Origin of the sequence: Micromonospora inositola (assembly GCF_900090285.1) — a bacterium.
Taxonomy (GTDB): domain Bacteria; phylum Actinomycetota; class Actinomycetes; order Mycobacteriales; family Micromonosporaceae; genus Micromonospora; species Micromonospora inositola.
In genome coordinates this window covers 4,330,958-4,348,534 of record NZ_LT607754.1, presented here as the reverse complement: position 1 = coordinate 4,348,534, position 17,577 = coordinate 4,330,958, and the positions used below count along the sequence as shown (strand labels likewise).

At 69.7% G+C, this 17,577-nt stretch carries 12 protein-coding genes; 4 read left to right on the top strand and 8 right to left on the bottom strand.

The window, feature by feature from the left end; translation table 11 throughout:
* Positions 1-2 precede the first annotated feature (2 nt).
* Entirely contained in the window at positions 3-2,078 is a 2,076-nt protein-coding gene (locus tag GA0070613_RS20675) for a heavy metal translocating P-type ATPase (RefSeq protein ID WP_089013804.1), read from the bottom strand.
* 281 nt (positions 2,079-2,359) lie between these two features.
* Between GA0070613_RS20675 and ygiD the strand changes: the two genes are divergently transcribed.
* On the top strand, positions 2,360-3,229 hold the full coding sequence (gene ygiD / locus GA0070613_RS20670) for a 4,5-DOPA-extradiol-dioxygenase (RefSeq protein ID WP_231929317.1): 870 nt from the start codon (positions 2,360-2,362) through the stop codon (positions 3,227-3,229).
* 113 nt (positions 3,230-3,342) lie between these two features.
* Here ygiD and GA0070613_RS20665 read toward each other — a convergent pair whose 3' ends face one another.
* From GA0070613_RS20665 to GA0070613_RS20645, 6 genes are all read right to left on the bottom strand, one after another.
* Entirely contained in the window at positions 3,343-4,014 is a 672-nt protein-coding gene (locus GA0070613_RS20665) for a TcmI family type II polyketide cyclase (RefSeq protein WP_089013803.1), read from the bottom strand.
* Between the two features lie 78 nt (positions 4,015-4,092).
* Complete coding sequence (locus GA0070613_RS20660) at positions 4,093-5,319, bottom strand: cytochrome P450 family protein (protein WP_089013802.1); 1,227 nt, start codon at positions 5,317-5,319, stop codon at positions 4,093-4,095.
* A complete protein-coding gene (locus tag GA0070613_RS20655; RefSeq protein ID WP_089013801.1) occupies positions 5,316-5,636 on the bottom strand; it encodes a putative quinol monooxygenase in 321 nt (106 codons plus the stop codon). The genes GA0070613_RS20660 and GA0070613_RS20655 overlap by 4 nt, the downstream gene beginning before the upstream one ends.
* The gene (locus GA0070613_RS20650) at positions 5,633-7,903 is read right to left on the bottom strand and encodes an FAD-dependent oxidoreductase (RefSeq protein WP_231929315.1); all 2,271 of its coding nucleotides are present in this window, start codon (positions 7,901-7,903) and stop codon (positions 5,633-5,635) included. The genes GA0070613_RS20655 and GA0070613_RS20650 overlap by 4 nt, the downstream gene beginning before the upstream one ends.
* An 8-nt stretch (positions 7,904-7,911) precedes the next feature.
* A complete protein-coding gene (locus GA0070613_RS34025; protein WP_269459003.1) occupies positions 7,912-8,046 on the bottom strand; it encodes a hypothetical protein in 135 nt (44 codons plus the stop codon).
* A gap of 250 nt (positions 8,047-8,296) precedes the next feature.
* Positions 8,297-9,037 carry an AfsR/SARP family transcriptional regulator gene (locus GA0070613_RS20645; protein ID WP_089016084.1) on the bottom strand — a complete coding sequence of 247 codons (741 nt, stop codon included), beginning with the start codon at positions 9,035-9,037 and terminating at the stop codon, positions 8,297-8,299.
* 454 nt (positions 9,038-9,491) lie between these two features.
* Here GA0070613_RS20645 and GA0070613_RS20640 point away from each other — a divergent pair, with 454 nt between their 5' ends.
* The 3 genes from GA0070613_RS20640 to GA0070613_RS20630 all read left to right on the top strand — a co-directional run bounded on the left by GA0070613_RS20640 (position 9,492) and on the right by GA0070613_RS20630 (position 16,464).
* Entirely contained in the window at positions 9,492-12,713 is a 3,222-nt protein-coding gene (locus GA0070613_RS20640; RefSeq protein ID WP_089013799.1) for an efflux RND transporter permease subunit, read from the top strand.
* A 64-nt stretch (positions 12,714-12,777) separates the two neighbouring features.
* Positions 12,778-13,236: a hypothetical protein gene (locus GA0070613_RS20635; protein WP_089013798.1), complete on the top strand. Its 459-nt coding sequence runs from the start codon at positions 12,778-12,780 to the stop codon at positions 13,234-13,236.
* A 36-nt stretch (positions 13,237-13,272) separates the two neighbouring features.
* A complete protein-coding gene (locus GA0070613_RS20630; RefSeq protein ID WP_089013797.1) occupies positions 13,273-16,464 on the top strand; it encodes an efflux RND transporter permease subunit in 3,192 nt (1,063 codons plus the stop codon).
* A gap of 58 nt (positions 16,465-16,522) precedes the next feature.
* On the opposite strand, the gene GA0070613_RS20625 is transcribed toward GA0070613_RS20630, so the two are convergent.
* A complete protein-coding gene (locus GA0070613_RS20625) occupies positions 16,523-17,278 on the bottom strand; it encodes an AfsR/SARP family transcriptional regulator (RefSeq protein WP_172875861.1) in 756 nt (251 codons plus the stop codon).
* Positions 17,279-17,577: the final 299 nt, after the last annotated feature.

Below are 17,577 nucleotides of genomic sequence, written 5' to 3'. Positions count from 1 at the left end.
CGTCAGCGCGAATCGGGGGTCAGGCGTACCCGGCGGAGCAGTTGCGCGTTGAGCGCGACCACGATGGTGGAGCCGGACATGAGCACCGCGGCGACCGCCGGGTTGAGCGCGATCCCGGCCCAGGCCAGCACGCCGGCGGCGAGCGGTAGCGCCACCACGTTGTAGCCGGCGGCCCAGCCCAGGTTCTGGAGCATCTTCCGGTACGACGCCCGGGACAGCCGGATCACCGCGGTGACGCCACGCGGGTCGGAGGAGGCCAGGATCACCCCGGCCGACTCGATCGCCACGTCGGTGCCGGCGCCGATGGCGATCCCCACGTCGGCCCGGGCCAGCGCCGGGGCGTCGTTCACGCCGTCGCCGACCATCGCCACGGTCAGGCCACGGGCCTGTAGGTCGGCCACCGCCTTGTCCTTGTCGGCGGGCAGCACCTCGGCGAGCACCTCGTCCACGCGGGGGCGGAAGCCCAGGTCGGCGGCGACCGCCTCGGCGACCGGCCGGGCGTCCCCGGTGATCATGACGAGCTTCCGCACCCCCTGCTCGCGCAGCTCCGCGATGGCCGCGCGGGCCTCCGGCCGGACCTCGTCCTCCAGGGCGAAGCCGGCGACCACCTCCGGCGGTCCGCCCTGGGGCATCCGGACCAGGTGCAGCACCGCAGCGCCCCGCGCCGACCAGCCGTCCGCGGCCCGGGTCAGCTCGTCGGGAACCGCCGCCGCGAGCTCCCGCAGCAGGGCCGGCCCACCGACGGCCCAGGTGGCGCCGTCGACGACCGCCTGGACGCCCCGTCCGGTCAGCGACCGGAAGTCCCGCGCCGCGGCCCGCAGGCCACGGTCCTGCGCGGCCTGCACCAGCGCCCGGGCCAGGGGGTGTTCGCTGTCGGCCTCGACCGCTCCGGCGATCCGCAGCGCCTCGTCCTCGCCGAGACCGCCGGTCGCGGCCACTCCGGCGACGGTGTGCGCGCCCTTGGTCAGGGTGCCGGTCTTGTCGAACAGCACGGTGTCGACCGTCCGCATCCGCTCCAGCGCGAGGCGGTTCTTCACCAGGATGCCGGCTCGGGCCGACAGCGCCGTCGACAGCGCGATCACCAGCGGAATGGCCAGCCCGAGGGCGTGCGGGCAGGCGATGACGAGCACCGACACGGTACGCACCACCGCCTGGTCGGCCCTGCCGAGTGCCAGCCAGGCGACGAACGTGAGCAGCGCGGCGACGGTGGCGACGTAGAAGAGCAGCGCGGCGAACCGGTCGGCGAGCACCTGGGCGCGTCCGCTGGAGGCCTGCGCCTGCGCGACGAGCCGGCCGATGCCGGCCAGCGCAGTGTCGTCGCCGACGGCCTCGACGCGTACCCGGAGGGCGGAGTCGGTGGCGACGGTGCCGGCAACTACCCGGTCCCCGACGGCGCGCGGCACCGGCCGGGACTCCCCTGTGATCATCGACTCGTCCAGCTCGGCGGCCCCGTCGACGATCCGTCCGTCGGCGGGGACCCGGGCGCCGGAGCGGACCAGCACCACGTCGCCGACCCGGAGCTCGGCGAGCGGCACCCGCCGCACCTCGCCGTCCTCCATTCGTTCCGCGCTGTCCGGCAGCAGGGCCGCGAGCGCGGCGAGGGCGCCCTGCGCCTGACCGATCGCCTTCATCTCCTGCCAGTGCCCCAGCAGCATGATGGTCACCAGCGCCGCCAGCTCCCACCAGAAGTCCAGGTCGAACAGGCCCAGGCTGGTCGCCAGGGAGGCGACGTAGGCGACGGTGATCGCCATCGCGATCAGCAGCATCATGCCCGGCGCGCGGTCCCGCACCTCCCGGACGGCGCCGACGAGGAACGGCCAGCCGCCGTAGCAGAAGACCACCGAGCCGAGGACCGGACCGACCCAGCTGATGCCCGGGAAGTCGAGCGAGTAGCCGAACCAGTCCATCACCATGTGGCTGGTGGCCACGATCGGCAGCGTCAACACCAGGCTCAGCCAGAACTTGCGCCGGAACTGCTCGGGGTCGTGCCCGGCGTGCTTGTCGTGCCCCCCGCCGTGGCCGTGCTGTCCGCCCGCCGCCGCGTCCTGGTGCCCGGGCGTCCGGTGTTCGTGTTCCATCGAACTCCACCTCCGCAGCCACCATATACCCCCCGGGGGTATCGGGCAACGCTTCCCCGCCCGGTGTGGTCGGTCGGCCCCCGGCCAAGGGCCATCCTGCCCGGTCGGGGCCGCCCCGACCGGAGCAACGTCGAGGTCGGGAGCCCGGAAGGAGACGGCGACGGGGCTCCGCGTGGACCTCGCCCACCTGGCCTGACCCGGCCGACCAGGGGCCAGCGTCACGGGGACATCGGCGAGTCGTTCGGGTTAGCCTCGGGGCACGGTCTGCCCCGGGGAGCGGCATGAGCAGCCAGACGACGAAAACGGTGATGCCCGCGGCCTTCTTCGGCCACGGCAACCCGATGAACGCACTCGAGGTCAACCGCTACACGAGCGCCTGGCGGGACTTCGGCCAGGCCGTGCCGCGACCTCGGGCGATCCTGGTGGTCTCCGCGCATTGGTACATCGGCGCCACCGCCGTCACGGCCATGCCCCGACCCCGCACCATCCACGACTTCTACGGCTTCCCCCGGCAACTGTTCGACCTGGAGTACCCGGCGCCGGGGCTACCGGAGCTGGCCGAGGAGATCAGCGACGCCGTGCACCCCACCTGGGTCGGCGCCGACGTGGACTCCTGGGGCATCGACCACGGCACCTGGTCGGTGCTGACGCACGCCTTCCCGGACGCGGACATCCCGGTGGTGCAGTTGAGCATCAACGCGTTCAAGGGGCTGGACTACCACCTGGACCTGGGGGCCCGGCTCGCGCCGCTGCGGGAACGCGGGGTGCTGGTCGTGGCCAGCGGCAACGTGGTGCACAACCTGGGCGGCGTGGACCCGCGGCTGACCGACGACGGCTTCGACTGGGCGCGGCGCTTCGACGACGCGGCCCGGGAGGTCCTGCTCGACGCGCCGACCGAGGCGGCCCGGTTGGACGGCCACCGCGACTACGACCTGGCCGTCCCCACGCCCGACCACTTCATCCCGCTGCTGTACCTGGCGGGGCTGGCCGACGCCGCCACCGGCAGCCCGGAGGTGCTGGTCGACGGGTACGCGTACGGATCACTGTCGATGACCGCGTACACCCTGGGGCTGAGCTGCCGGCCGACGGAGCCGGCGACCGGCGCGCCCTCGCTGCCGGCCGACGTGCCGGCGGACTCGGCGAACATCTGACCGTGCCGCCTCGGGCGTCGCCCGGATCAGCGGGCCGTTGCCGGGCTGGTTCGCCCGGCCCCGGTCCCGCGTTCCGCGCACCCACCGATTGGCGCTCCGCCGCGGTCACGCCATCAGCTGTCGGCTCGCCAGCGGTAGAACTCCCTGGCCACCGCGTCCTCCGGGCCACGCCAGGCGTCCGGGTTGTACGGGCTGATGAACGGACTGAGCTCCGCCATGATCTTGGCAAAGGCCGCCTGGTCGTGGTCCTGCCCCGAGGCGTCGGCCAGCGCGGCATCGGTGCGCTCCAACAGGTGCACGTAGAGGTCGTCGATCGAGTACAGCCAGCGCCCGGTGACGCCCAGCTGGACCGGCAGCGACCCGGCGTCGGATTCGCCGAAGATGCGCGCGACGTCGGGCTCGGCGCCGGGCTTGATGCGCCCGACGATGACGGTGAGATTCCTGCCGGCGGACTCCGGCGCCGGATCCGCGGGAACCCAGCGGTAGAACTCCTTGGCGACCGAGTCGGACGGGTTCTGCCAGTTCTTCGGGTACGGCGTCACGTACGGGCCGATGACCTCCGCGATCTTCTGGAACGCGGGCAGCCCCCGGGTCTGGCCTGTCAGCTTCGGGTCCGCGACGCGCTCGATCACGTGGATGTAGAGGTCGTCCAGTGTCAGCAGCCTTCGCCCGATCACGCCGAGGTCCTGGGGTCGGGTCGTCTTGTCGTAGTGACCGAAGACATCGCCGACGATGCCGTCGCTGCCCGGAACCATGTGACAGACGATCACGTTTCGGAAGACCATGACTGCTCCTCGGGAGAGTGGACGGTGGTTCGGTGGACATTGATGTGTTGTTGCCGATCGGAGCGTGTGCCGGGCGGGTCAGGCGGTGAACCGGACCGGAAGCTCCAGCAGGCCACGGAACGGCGACGCCGCCGGCAGCCGACGCAGCTCGGCGACCGGCACCCCGAGCCGCAGCTCCGGTAGCCGGCGCAGCAGCGCCCCGATGCCGATCTGTGCCTCCATCCGGGCCAGCGAGACCCCCAGGCAGTAGTGGACGCCGTGGCCGAAGCCGATGTGCGGGCCGCGCTCGCGGCAGAGGTCCAGCCGGTCCGGGTCGGCGAAGTGCTCCGGGTCGTGGTTCGCCGAATTGATCACCACGCCGACGACCGACCCGCGCGGGATGCGGACGCCCTGATACTCGACGTCCTCGGTGGCGATCCTGGGGCTGGCCACCGGCAACGGGCCGTCGAACCGGAGCAGCTCCTCGATCGCCGAGGGCAGCAGCTCCGGCTTGGCGCGCAGCAGGTCGAGCTGGTCGGGATTGGTCAGCAGGGCCACCGTCGCGTTGCCGATGAAGTCCGCGGTGGTCTGGTGCCCGGCGAACAGCAGCAGGAACGAGGTGGTGACGAGCTCCGCTTCGGAGAGCTTCCCGTCGTGGTCGCAGGCCTCGATCAGCGCGCTGATCATGTCGTCGGCGGGGTGTGCGCGCTTGGCCTGCACCAGGTCGGCGAAGTAGTGGTGCAGCCGCAGCTGGGCCTCCTGCACGGCCGCGCGGTCCTCCTGGGGACTACGTCCGGACGACCCGGACGTCCTGATGACCTGGGTCCAGTCGAGGACCCGGTCGTGGTCGGCCTCCGTTATCCCGATCAGCTCGCTGATCACCCGCATCGGCAGCGGGATCGCGAAGTCGTGCATCAGCTCGGACTGACCCTGCGGGACGATCTTGTCGAGCAGGTCGTCCACGATCTGCGCCACCCGGGGCCGCAGCGCCTCGATGCGGCGCGGCGCGAACGCCTGCGACACGATCCGGCGCAGCCTGGTGTGCTCCGGCGGGTCCGAGTTGAGCATGTTCTTGTTCAGCCCCTCGGAGTTCGGCCCGAAGATCCGGAGGTAGTGCTGGTCGGGGCCGTACAGGTCCTTGGACAGCCTGGGGTCGGTCAGCGCCGCCCTGGCGTCGTCGAACCGGGTGATCAGGTACGAGTCGAACCGCGGCGAACTGACCGGGCACACGGGTTTGTCTTCCCGCAGCCGGGCGAAGGTGGGATAGGGGTCGGCGGCGAACTCGTCGGTGTAGAGCTCCGACGCGGGTACGGCATCCTCGGTCATCGCGACTCCCCGGCCTCGCTCCGCACACTGTGCAGGACCTGGTAGGTGTGCCGTTGCGCGGATTCGCGAAGCTCGCGGATCATGCGCAGCAGCCGGTCACGGTGTTCGCTGCGGCCGAAGGCGTCCAGCCGGTCGCGGTCCGCCCAGTCGCTGATGATCAGGTAGCTGCGCGGGTCGTCGGCATCGCGGACCAGGTCCTGGTGCAGGCATCCGTCCAGCGTGCGGATCTCCTCAGCCGCCGAGAGCCACTCCGCCTCGAACCGCTCCTCGCAGCCCTCCCTGGTACGCATCGCGAGCACGGTGCGTACGGTGGTCATCGCGCGCCTCCGAAGACCAGTTGCAGGTTCTTGCCGAGCGCGTCGGCGTCGATCGGCTGGCTGCGGAACCCGATGTGCCCGTCCGGGCGGACCAGGTACAGGGCGGTGCCGGCGACGCCGTACGCGGCCCGGAACTCGCCCCCGGCGTCCCGCACCATCGGCGGGTCGAGCAGCACCGGCGCGTCGGCGTCCGGGCTGAGCAGCAGGTAGACGTCGATCTGCCCGGGCGCCTGCCGGCGGACGTCGGCGCACGGCTTCCCCACCGCGGTCAAGGTCCCCTCGTCGGCCGTGCCGTCCGCGTAGACCAGCAACGTGTGCCGGGTGCCGCGGGTCAGGTCGTGCAGTCGCAACGGGTGCCCGACGCCCCGCCGGCGCAGGCCGCCGACGTCGGGGGCACGGTCGCCGGGCCCGGGGCCGGCCCGCAGGGCGTCCGGAGCGGACAGCGACTCGCCGACGAGCGGGCTGTCCGAGTAGCTGAGCAACATGGACATCTCCTGCAGGAACTGCCGCTTCAGGTCGTTGCGGTCCAACTCGTCGGTGAAGGCCATCCGCACCGCGCGCCCGACGATCTCCTCACCTTCCGGCCGCCGTTCGGTCTCGTAGCTGTCCAGCAGCCCGGGCGCGGCGATCCCCCGCACCGCCAGGGCGAGCTTCCAGGCCAGGTTCCAGGCGTCCTGGATCCCGGTGTTCATGCCCTGGCCGCCCGCGGGCGGGTGCAGGTGCGCCGCGTCGCCGGCCACGAACACCCGGCCGTCGCCGTACCGGTCCACGATCCCGTGGCTGATTCGGAACACCGACGACCAGCGCAGGTTCGACGCGCGCGTGCCGGGCGGGGCGAGCTGGTCGATCGCGGCCTGGATGTCGGCGAGGGTCGGTTCGGCGAGTTCCTCGCTGAATCCCGGCGGGGCGTCCTGCCCGCCGATCTGGGCGAAGAACCTGGGCGGCGCCAGGGTCGCGATCCGGTACCGGGACTCGCCGCGCAGTGGGACGCACACCAGCATCCCGTCCATCCGGCCGTCGGTCTCGTGCATGAACCGGAGCAGGTGCCCCTCCGGCATGTCCCAGTCCACGTCCACGTCGCCGAGCATGAACAGCTGCGGGAACCGGCCCAGCCCGCCCGAGAACGTCAACCCGAGCAGCTCGCGGACCCTGCTGTGCGCGCCGTCGCAGCCGACCAGGTACTTCGCGCGCACCATCTCCTCGCCGCCACCAGCGGTCGCGACCGCGGCCAGCACGCCGTCGTCGTCCTGGGTGAACGCGATCAGCTCGGCGCCGCGTTGCGGGCGCACGCCGAGGGTGGCCAGCCGTTCGGTGAGGATGCGCTCGGTCTCGTACTGCGGAAGGCCGAGATGCGCGTACGGCAACTCCGGCAGCTCCCAGCTCATTCGATGGGTCTCGTCACCGTTGACGAACACCATGTTCCCGGTCAGCCAGATCCCGGCGTCCATCGCCTCCCGCACGATGCCCTGGTCCGCCCAGATCTCCATCGTGCGGCAGTGGATGCCGATCGCCTTGTCGGCCTGTGCGGGCGGGGTGACCTGCTTCTCGATCACCCGGCACTCGATGCCGCGCCGGGCCAGCTCGACGGCGGCGGTCAGCCCGGTGGGCCCCGCTCCGACGATGAGTACGTCCGTTGTGGTGTGCACGTCGATCTCCTTGCCCGTACTCGGTTCTCGGCTGCTTTCGGGATGGTCCATGTCGTGGAAGAGGCGGCGCCGGAAGTCGCGGAGGAGGAACGGCGCGATCGGCCCGGCCTCCTCCTGCGCGTGCGCCGGGTTGCCGATCCACCGGTAGAACTCCGCTTCGCTCGCCCATTCGGCGAAGATGTGATGGACGTCCGAACCGGGCTCGCGCAGCAGCTCCTCGCGGAGATATCCGGGCACCTCGGCCATCCTCTCGGCGACCTCGACGTACCCGCGATCGAACTCCGTGAGCCTGGCGGCCGGCACGGTGATCTCGACATCCACGAAGACCTTCGAGCCGTTGCCGTCGGCGTCGCGCATCACCCGGTAGCTCTCCGCTCCGGAGGTCTCGCACAGCGCCTGTACGGCATCGGCGAAGCGCGCGGCGATCGGTCCCTTCTCGTAGCCGCGCAGCGCGGACTCGTCGGCCCACTCGGTGACGACGACGAACGACCGCGGGTCGTTGGCGTCGAGCAGCAGCTCCTGCCGCAGATTGCCGGCCAGCCGGCCGATCTGGCCGGCGGCCGTTCGCCACGCGGACTCCACGGCGTGCTCGAACCCTGGACGCGCACGAAACCGGACCATCGTCCTGATCATGAATTCCCCTTCGAGCGCCTGCGGAAGACGGTCGGGCTGATGAACCCGCCGTAGCCGCGCGCGCTGACCAGGAAGACGTCGACAGCCATCCGGCAGGACTCGCGAACGATGAGCAGCAGCTTGCGGATCATCACGGGCCTCCTTCCTGATCCCGATCAAGGTTCTCTTCGTCGTGCGGCAAGGTCCCGACCGGTGTCGCCCGGACCACGACGACGTCCTGCGACCCTGCCGGACGTCGCGTCACGCCGCCGTCACCGGCGACCGGTGTCGAGTCCACCGCTTTTGACGTCGTGGGGACGGGCCCGGGACACAGTGGAGGCCGCGACAAGTGGGCCGGCCGGCCCGGGACGACCCGCACCGGAAGGGCCCGGGCCGGCGCCGCTACGCCGGCGCGTGGATCGGCGCGAGCACGTCGTTGATCAGCGCACACATCGCCGCGGACGGTTCCAGCTGCAGCTCGCGCAGCAGCAGATCCCGATAGCCGGAGAAGGCGTGCAGCGCCTCGTACGCGTTGCCCTCCGCCAGGTGCGTCTCGACCACCAGCCGGTGCGGCGTCTCCCGCAGCGGATCGGCCGCCATCGCCTCGAGCGCGGCCTGCAACGCCTCGCCGTGCTCACCGGCGCGTAGGTGGGCCCGGGCCAGCTCGTCGAGCAGGTGCAGCCGCAACTGTCTGAGCCGTTCCCGCTCCACCAGCACCCAGTCGTCGTACCAGCCGGGCAGCAGGTCGTGGCGCGCGGCGGCGAGGACCGCCGCGGCGGGCCGCGGATCGCCGCCCTGGCTCACCCGGGCGGCGACCCTGGTCAACTCGTCGACATCCAGGTCGACCATGGGGTGCAGGCAAACCGTGTCACCGGCCGTGATCATCGGGCAGAGTGGATCCCGACGCAGCCGCCACAACGCCGTCCGCAACGAGGACAGCGCGCGCTCCTCCGACACCTCCGGCCACAGCAGGCCCGCCAGCTGGGCACGGGTGGCGCCCGGTCGCAGGCCGATCAGGGCGATGCTGCGTTGCAGGCCGCGCGGCGCCACCACGGCCCGCCCGCCGTGCAACAACCGAAAGCCGCCGAGCAGCAGAAGGCGGACCCTCGGCTCGATGTCGGACACCGGCTCTGGCCCGGTGATGCCTGTCGTGGACAACCGCGTGCTCTCCTCAGAGGTCACGATCGAACCCCCTGCATCGGGACCCTGGTCGGCGAAAGCCGCTGTGGTGGACTGGCCGGTCCGCGACGCCACTGTCGGGCGGCCCGCTGGCACCCTGCTCGGACCATCACGAGATCCAGCGAAGCGTGACGAACTTCGTCATCGTTGCCACGCCGCGTCGGTGCGCGATCGGCCCTCCGACCGGGCTTGAACTGCCCCGGGACCGCTCGCCTCAGCTGGGAGTCTGCGGGATCGGCGTCACTCCAGCGTCACCGTGCGGCAAAATCCGTGGGCTTGCGGTGACGGTCCGTTGACACCCGTGGTCGCCCGAACCCGCGCGCCTGATGTGAGTCCGGTGTGAGCGGAGCGTGAGCGAGCGGCACGATTCTTGGCCCTGGTTGGCAAACCCGTGAATCCAACTGAGAGGTCTCGGGCCATGATGCGGTGGATCGTCGGGTCAAGCGTCAAATATCAACGACTGGTGCTCGCCATCGCCGTCGCCCTGATGGCCGTCGGCTTCGTTCAGCTTCGCAACACGTCCGTCGAGGCGCTGCCGGAGTTCGGGCCGGTGCGGGTGGACGTGCAGGTCGAGGCGCTCGGGCTCTCCGCCGAAGAGGTGGAGAATCTGATCACCAACCCGATGGAGAACGAGTTCTTCAACGGGATCCCCTGGCTGGCCAAGCTCGAGTCCCGCACGTTGCCGGGACTGTCCTCGATGGAGATGACGTTCGAGCCGGGAACCGACCCGATCCGGGCCAGGCAGGTCGTGCAGGAGCGGCTCACCATGGTCGCCATGCTGCCGGCCGCCTCGTCGAGGCCACCCCTGGTGGTGCAGCCCCTCTCGTCGACCAGCCGGCTGATGATGGTCGGTCTGTCGTCCCAGGACCGCTCACTGATCGACATGTCGCTCCTGTCGCGCTGGACGATCGTGCCCCGCCTGCTGAGCGTCCCCGGCGTGGCCAACGTGGCCATCTGGGGGTTCCGTGACCGCCAACTGCAGGTGCAGGTCGATCCCGCCAAGCTGATGCAGCACGGCGTCACGCTGGACCAGGTGCTGCGCACGTCCGCGAACGCGCTGTGGGTCTCGCCGCTGACCTTCGTGGAGGCGTCGACACCCGGACTGGGCGGCTTCATCGACACCGCCAACCAGCGGATCGAGATCCAACACAATCAGCCGATCAAGACCGCGGCGGACCTCGGCAAGGTCACCGTTCAGGGTGCCGAGAACCGCGGGGTGCTCCTGGGGGACGTCACCCAGATCGTCGAGGACCACCAGCTCCTCATCGGCGACGCGGTCGTCCAGGACGCCCCGAGCCTCATGCTCGTGGTGGAGAGGTTCCCGGGCGCCAAGGTCTCGGACGTGACGCGGGACGTGGAGGCCGCACTCGACGAGCTGCGCCCCGCCATGCCGAACGTCCAGATCGACACGACGGTGTACCGGCCGGCCACCTTCATCGAGAAGATGGTCGACAACCTGACCACGACGCTGATCCTCGGCGCCATCCTCCTGCTGCTGGTGCTCGGCGCCTTCCTGTTCAGCTGGCGCACCGCGCTGGTCAGCCTGCTGACCATCGCGTCCGCCGTAGCGGTGACGGTGCTCGTGCTGTCCTGGTTCGGCGTACCCCTCAATATGATGTCCCTGGCTGGGTTGGTGATGGCCCTCGCCATCGTCGTGGACGACGCGGTGGTCGCCGTCGACAACGTCAGGCAACGGCTGCGGCAGCGCCGGGAGGATGCCTCCGACGCGCCCGTCTCCGACACCATCCGGGGAGCCATCCTCGACGTACGCGGCCCGCTCTTCGTCGCCGCCCTGATCGCCGCGGTCTCGGTCGTGCCCCTCTTCGTCCTCGACGGGGTGCGCGGCGCGTTCCTCACCCCGGTCGCCCAGGGCTTCCTGGCCGCCACGGTGGTCTCCCTGGTGGTCGCGCTGACGGTCGCCCCCGTGCTGGCCACCCTCCTGCTCTCCCGGCCCTCGCTGCAGCACGGCCCGTCGCCGCTCGCCCGAGCATTGGAGCGGGCGTACGGCGCGCTGCTGCCCCGGCTGCTCCGGAGACCCGTCTGGTCCTATGCCCTGGTCGGGCTCCTCGTGGTGGCGGGCCTGGTCGCCCTGCCGTTCCTCGGTTCGCGGCCGCTGTCCCCGACGCTTCAGGAGCGGGACCTGCTGATCACCTGGGAGGCGCCACCCGGCGCGTCCCGACCGGAGATGAACCGGATCACGAGCGCGCTCAGTGCCGAGCTGCGGGCCGTCCGCGGAGTACGCGACGTCGGCGCGCACACCGGGCGGGCACTGGCGTCGGACCAGGTCGTCAACATGAACTCGGGCGAGGTGTGGCTCAGCATCGACCCGGCGGCCGACTACGGCCGGACCCTGGCCGCCGTGCAGCAGGTGGTGGACGGCTATCCCGGGGTGCAGAGCGACGTGATCACCTACTCGGACAAGCGGATCCGGGAAGTGGTGACCCGTGGCGCGACGGAGGACCTCACCGTGCGCATCTACGGCAACGACTACGCGGTGCTCAACGAGAAGGCCCAGGAGGTGCTCGGCATCATCTCCGCCATCGACGGCGTCACCGAACCACGGGTGCGGACCGCACAGGTCGCCCCCACGGTGGAGATCGAGGTCTCCGTCGCGAAGGCCGCGAAGTACGGACTCAAGCCGGGCGACGTGCGCCGGGCAGCCGCCACCCTCATCTCGTCCACGGTCGCGGGCAACCTCTTCGACGATCAGAAGGTGTTCGAGGTCGTCGTGTGGGGCGTCCCCGCGGTGCGCCAGAACCTGTCCACCATCCAGAGCCTGCTGATCGACGCGCCGGTCGGTGGCCCGGGCGGCGGCCCGACCCAGGTGCGCCTGGCCGACGTCGCCGACGTCAGAGTCGTGGCGAAGCCGGAGGTCATCACGCACGACCAGGTCTCGCGCAGCATGGACGTCGTCGCGAACGTGCGCGGGCGTGGCCTGGGGGCGGTCACCACCGAGGTCAAGAACCGCCTCCAGCAGGTGACCTTCCCCCGCGAGCACCACCTTGAGGTGCTCGGCGAGGCCCAGGCAAAGGCGAGTTCCGACTTCCGGGTGTGGACGTTCGTGATCGGCGCCGTGATCCTGATCTTCTTCCTGCTACAGGCCGGCTTCGGTAGCTGGCGGGTGGCGTCGCTGTACTTCCTGCTCCTGCCGACGGCACTGGCCGGCGGGCTGCTGCTGGCGGCCGTCGACCGGGCGGCCGTCTCGGTGGTCGCGCTGCTGGGGCTGCTCACCGTGCTGGCCATGGCCGTTCGGGGCGGCATCCTGCAGATCAAGCGGTACCAGCAACTGGAAGACGAGGGCCACGTGCCGGGTGCCGATCTGGTCGAACTCGGGTCGCGGCAGCAGCTCATCCCGGCCGTGGCGGCCATCCTGGCGGCAGGGCTGGCACTTGTTCCCATGGCGATCTACGGCGGCGTGTCCGGCCTCGAGATCGCGAGTCCGCTCGCCCTGATCATCCTTGGTGGCCTGATTACGACTGCGCTGCTGAACCTGCTCGTCCTGCCCGTGCTGTATCTGCGGTTCGCCGTCCGGTCTCCGTCGGTGCCCCCGTCGGAGCCTCGGGCCGGATCGCTACCCGCGCCCAGGCCACAACCCGAGGCAGCGGGCAAGGAACCCACGTCAAGCCCGGCGCCGGCCTGATCGAAAGCCGGAGAGTCCCATGCGCAGACAAGGAGGCGACCACATGCGACACGGTGGTCGGTGGATGGCAGCGATCCTGATCACGCTGGCGTCGGCAGCCTGCACGACGCCCGCCTCGAACACCTCGAGTGGCCACAAGGACAGCCCTGCCATGGTCGAGGCGATCCCGGGCAGGGACGTCAAGAAGGTGACCTTGACCGAGCAGGCGGCTCGCCGGGTGGGCATCGCGACGGTCACGGTCGGCGCGATGCAGCCGGCGGCACCGGTCGGGCCGAGCCCGTCGCATGGAACGCCGGCGACGGTGGTGCCCTACTCGGCAGTGCTCTACGACGCGAACGGCGTGACGTGGGTCTACACGGTTCCCCAGCCATTGACCTACGTCCGCGAGAAGGTCGCGGTCGCGACCGTCGGCGGGGCGCGCGGAACGGATGCGTTCCTTTCCCAGGCACCGCCGGCGGGGACTTCGATCGTGACGACCGGCGTGATCGAACTGTGGGGCGCCGAGCTCGGGGTCGGCAAGTAGTCCATCCAGTCGATACGAGGGTAGGGACCCCAAGCCATGATGCGTTGGATCATTGGAACGAGTCTGAAGCTCCGGTTCCTCGTGGTTGTCGGGGCCTCGATGTTGATGTTCTTCGGCGTGCTGCAGATTCGCGACATGCCCGTCGACGCGTTCCCCGAATTCGCGCCGCCCCGGGTGGAGATACAGACGATCTGCATCGGGCTGTCCGCCCAGGATGTCGAGGAGCTTGTCTCCGTCCCGCTGGAGCAGGGGCTCACCGGGATCGAGGGCCTGGACGTGATGCGCTCCAAGTCGGTCTCCCAGCTCTCCTCGATCGTCCTGATCTTCAAGCCCGGGACCGACCTGATGGCGGCCCGCCTGCTGATCCAGGAACGCCTCACCGCCGTCACACCCAGACTGCCGCGCTGGGCCAACTCCCCCTTCATGATCCAACCGCTGTCGTCGACCAGCCGGGTCATGAAGATCGGAATATCCCAGGCGGACAAGTCCGACGCCGCCCACGTCGACATGGCGCTGCAGGCGTATTGGACGGTCCGGCCCCGGCTGATGCGCGTACCCGGGGTGGCGAACGTGGCCATCTGGGGCGATCGGTGGCACGTCAAGCAGGCCCTCGTCGATCCCGAGCTCATGAAGCAGCACAACGTCACGCTGGCCCAGGTCATGGAGGCCGCCGGCGACGCGGTGGACGTGGGCCAGCTGAAGTTCAACGGTGGGTTCGAGATCGGCACCGGCGGGTGGGTCGACACGCCCAACCACCGATTCCAGGTGCAGCACCAACTGCCCGCCCTGACCGGGCAGCAACTGGCCGAGATCCCCATCGACGTGCCAACGGGCGCCAAGCCGGTCTATCTCAAGGACGTCGCCTACATCACGGACGACATCATGCCGCCGTCCCTGCTCACGGGGGACGCGGTCATCAACGACGGTCCCGGCCTCATGCTCATCGTCGAAAAGCTGCCCTGGGGCAACACCCTCGAGGTGACCCGCGGGGTCGAGGCCGCGCTGCAGGAGATGGCGCCTGGCATGCAGGGCCTCAACGTCGACACCGAGATCTTCCGGCCGGCGACCTTCATCGAGACCTCGGTCGAGAACCTCGGTCGGGCGATGGTCATCGGATTCATCCTGGTGGTCCTGATCCTGGTGCTCTTCCTTTTCGAGTGGCGGGTCGCGTTGATCAGCGCCATTTCGATCCCGCTCTCCCTCGTCGCGGCGGGACTCGTCCTGCACTGGACCGGGGCCACCATAAATACGATGATCCTGGCAGGGCTCGTGATCGCCCTCGGCGTGCTCGTCGACGACGCCATCATCGACGTCGAGAACATCGTGCGCCGCATCCGCCAGCATCGGCGAGCGGGCAGCACGAAGTCGACCGCCGCCATCGTCCTCGACGCGTCGGTGGAGGTGCGGGGACCGATCGTCCAGGCCACGATGATCATCCTGGTCAGCACGGTCCCGATCTTCCTGCTCACCGGGCTCACCGGCTCGTTCTTCCGGCCCATGGCGTTCGCCTACGGGCTGGCCGTCCTGGCCTCGCTGCTGGTGGCCCTGACCGTAATCCCGGCGCTCGCCCTGATGCTGCTCACCAGGTCACCGATCGAGCGGCGGGAGTCGCCCCTGGTGCGCTGGCTCCAGCGCGGCTACACCGCGTCGCTGGCACGCATCATCCCGCGTCCCGCCGTCGCCTACGCGACCGTCGTACTCGTGCTGGCGGGCGGCCTCATGGTGGTACCGATGCTGGGACAGAACCTGTTCCCCGCGTTCAAGGAGCGGGACTTCCTCATGCACTGGGTGACCCAGCCCGGCACCACCCGGGAGGAGAGCGTCCGCATCACGGAACAGGTCAGCAGGGAGCTGAGGGCGATCCCGGGGGTCCGGAACTTCGGCGCCCACATCGGACAGGGAACGTTGGCCGACGAGGTCGTCGGCATGAACTTCACCGAGAACTGGATCAGCATCGACCCGAAGGTCGACTACGACAAGACTCATGACGCCGTCCAGAAGGTGGTCGACGGCTACCCCGGACTGCAGCGCGATGTGCAGACCTACCTGAAGGAGCGCACGAAGGAGGTGCTCACCGGCTCCAGCGACGCCATCATCATCCGCATCGTCGGCGACGACCTCGACGTGCTTCGCAACAAGGCCAACGAGGTCAAGGAGCTCATTACCGGGATCGACGGCATCATCGACGAACACGTGACGCTCCAGACCCCGGTTCCTCAGGTGGATGTCCAGGTCGACCTGGCCAAGGCGGCGTCGTACGGGATCAAGCCCGGCGACGTACGCCGAACCGCCGCCACGTTCATCGCCAGCGAGGAGGCGGGCGACATCTGGCGGAACGGCAAGAACACTGAAGTGCACGTGTGGAGCGTGCCGAGCGCCCGGTACAGCATCGAGAGCGTCCGTAACCTCCTGATGGACGCGGCGGACGGGAGCAAGGTCCCCGTGGGTGAGCTGGCCGAGGTCAAGATGGTGCCCACGCCCAACCAGATCCTGCGGGAAAACGGATCGCGGTATATCAACGTGGGTGCCAACGTGGCCGCGGGGAAGGCCCTGGGCGACGTCGCGGCCGAGGTTGAGCGCCGCTTGGCGACGGTGGACTTCCCGCCCGGCTACCACCCGCAACTGCTCGGTGAGTACAAGGAAGCGACGAGCGCCCAGGACCAGCTGCGGCTCTTCGCCGGCGTCGCGGTGATCGGGATCCTCTTCCTGCTGACCACCGCCTTCAACAGCTGGCGGCTGTCGTTCCTGGTCCTCCTCACGCTGCCCATGGCTCTGGTGGGCGGGATCCTCGCGGCATACGTCGGTGGCGGCATCCTCTCGCTCGGCTCGCTCGTGGGATTCTTCACCGTGCTGGGCATCGCCGCCCGCAACGGCATTCTGATGATCAACCATTTCCAGTATCTCGAGCGGGAGGAAGGGGAAAGCTTCGGTCGCAGCCTCGTCCTCCGTGGCGCGAAGGAGCGGCTCTCGCCGATCCTCATGACCTCGCTGGCGACCGGGCTCGCCCTGGTTCCCCTGGCCATCGAGGGCAGCCTGCCCGGTCACGAGATAGAACACCCGATGGCGGTCGTGATTCTGGGCGGCCTGGTCACCTCGACGCTGCTGAACCTGTTCGTCCTCCCGTCCCTCTATCTGCGCTTCGGCCGACACGGGGACTGGTCAACGCGCCGGCCCCTAGCAGCACGCGTGTGGCCCACGGCCCTGCGGCCCGGAAGGTCACCTGCTTGACTGGCGGACTCTCAGCCGAGCTACGACGAATCGCCGGAGTTGCCGACGGGCCGTTGGGTCATGGCAGGTCAAGCGCAGGATCGCCGCGAAGTATCGCTCTCTCCAGCCGCTGCAGCTGCGGCGATGGGTCGAGTCCGAGTTCGTTGACGAGCCGGCTCCGCGCGAGCCGGTAAGCGACCAGCGCGTCGGCGGCGCGGCCGGCGCGGTACAGGGCGAGCATGAGCTGCGCGAGCAGTCGTTGGCGGTACGGATACTGCCCGGCGTACTCGGCGATTTCGTCGAGGACGGCCTCGTGCCGACCGAGCCGCAACTGCGCGTCCAACCACTCCTCCATGGCCGTCAACCGCGCTTCCTCCAGCCCTCGGCACAGATCTTCGATTCGTGGTGTCGCCACGTCGGCCAGCGGGGGTCCGTGCCACAGGTCGAGCGCCCGGCGCAGCATCGACGCCCTTTCCAGGTCGTCCGTCTCAAGACGAGCCTCGGCGAGGAGGGCGCGGAAGCGGTGGGCGTCCACATCCATCGGATCGGCTTGCAGGACATAGGTCGGGCCGCGCGTGCTGATCCTTACGCCTTCACGTCCCGCACCGGCCATGGCCAGGACGGTGCGCAGTTGTGAGACGCGGACGTGGATGGCATGGCGAGCGGTCTGTGGCGGCGATTCAGGCCACGTCAGGTCAACCAGACGGTCGAGTGGAACAAGCTGATTCACGTTCAGCGCGAGGATCGCCAGCACAAGCCGCTGTTGGCGTGGCCCGAGATCGACCTGTCGAACCCCCGCCCATACCTCCACCGCCCCCAAGAGCCGGAACTCCACAACCCCCTCCCCCCGTGATGCGTCTGCACCTCCTCCGCCTCGCTGCGCAGGGTCTCGGATCCAGGCCGTCGATGCTGTGATGGTCAGGTAGATCGGTGGGTCGGCAACGTCCTCAGTATTCCGCCGACACCACCTCACAAGTGGTATACACGAGCCAAGACAGTCGAACGCACTCAAACTAGGCTATAACAGAATGCGCGTATGAATGTCAAGGCTTGAGTCTCATTTCTGAAATTGGAGGCCGACCCAATCTGTATTCGCGGATAAAAAGCGAGTAATCATCAGAAATTCTAGTCGGA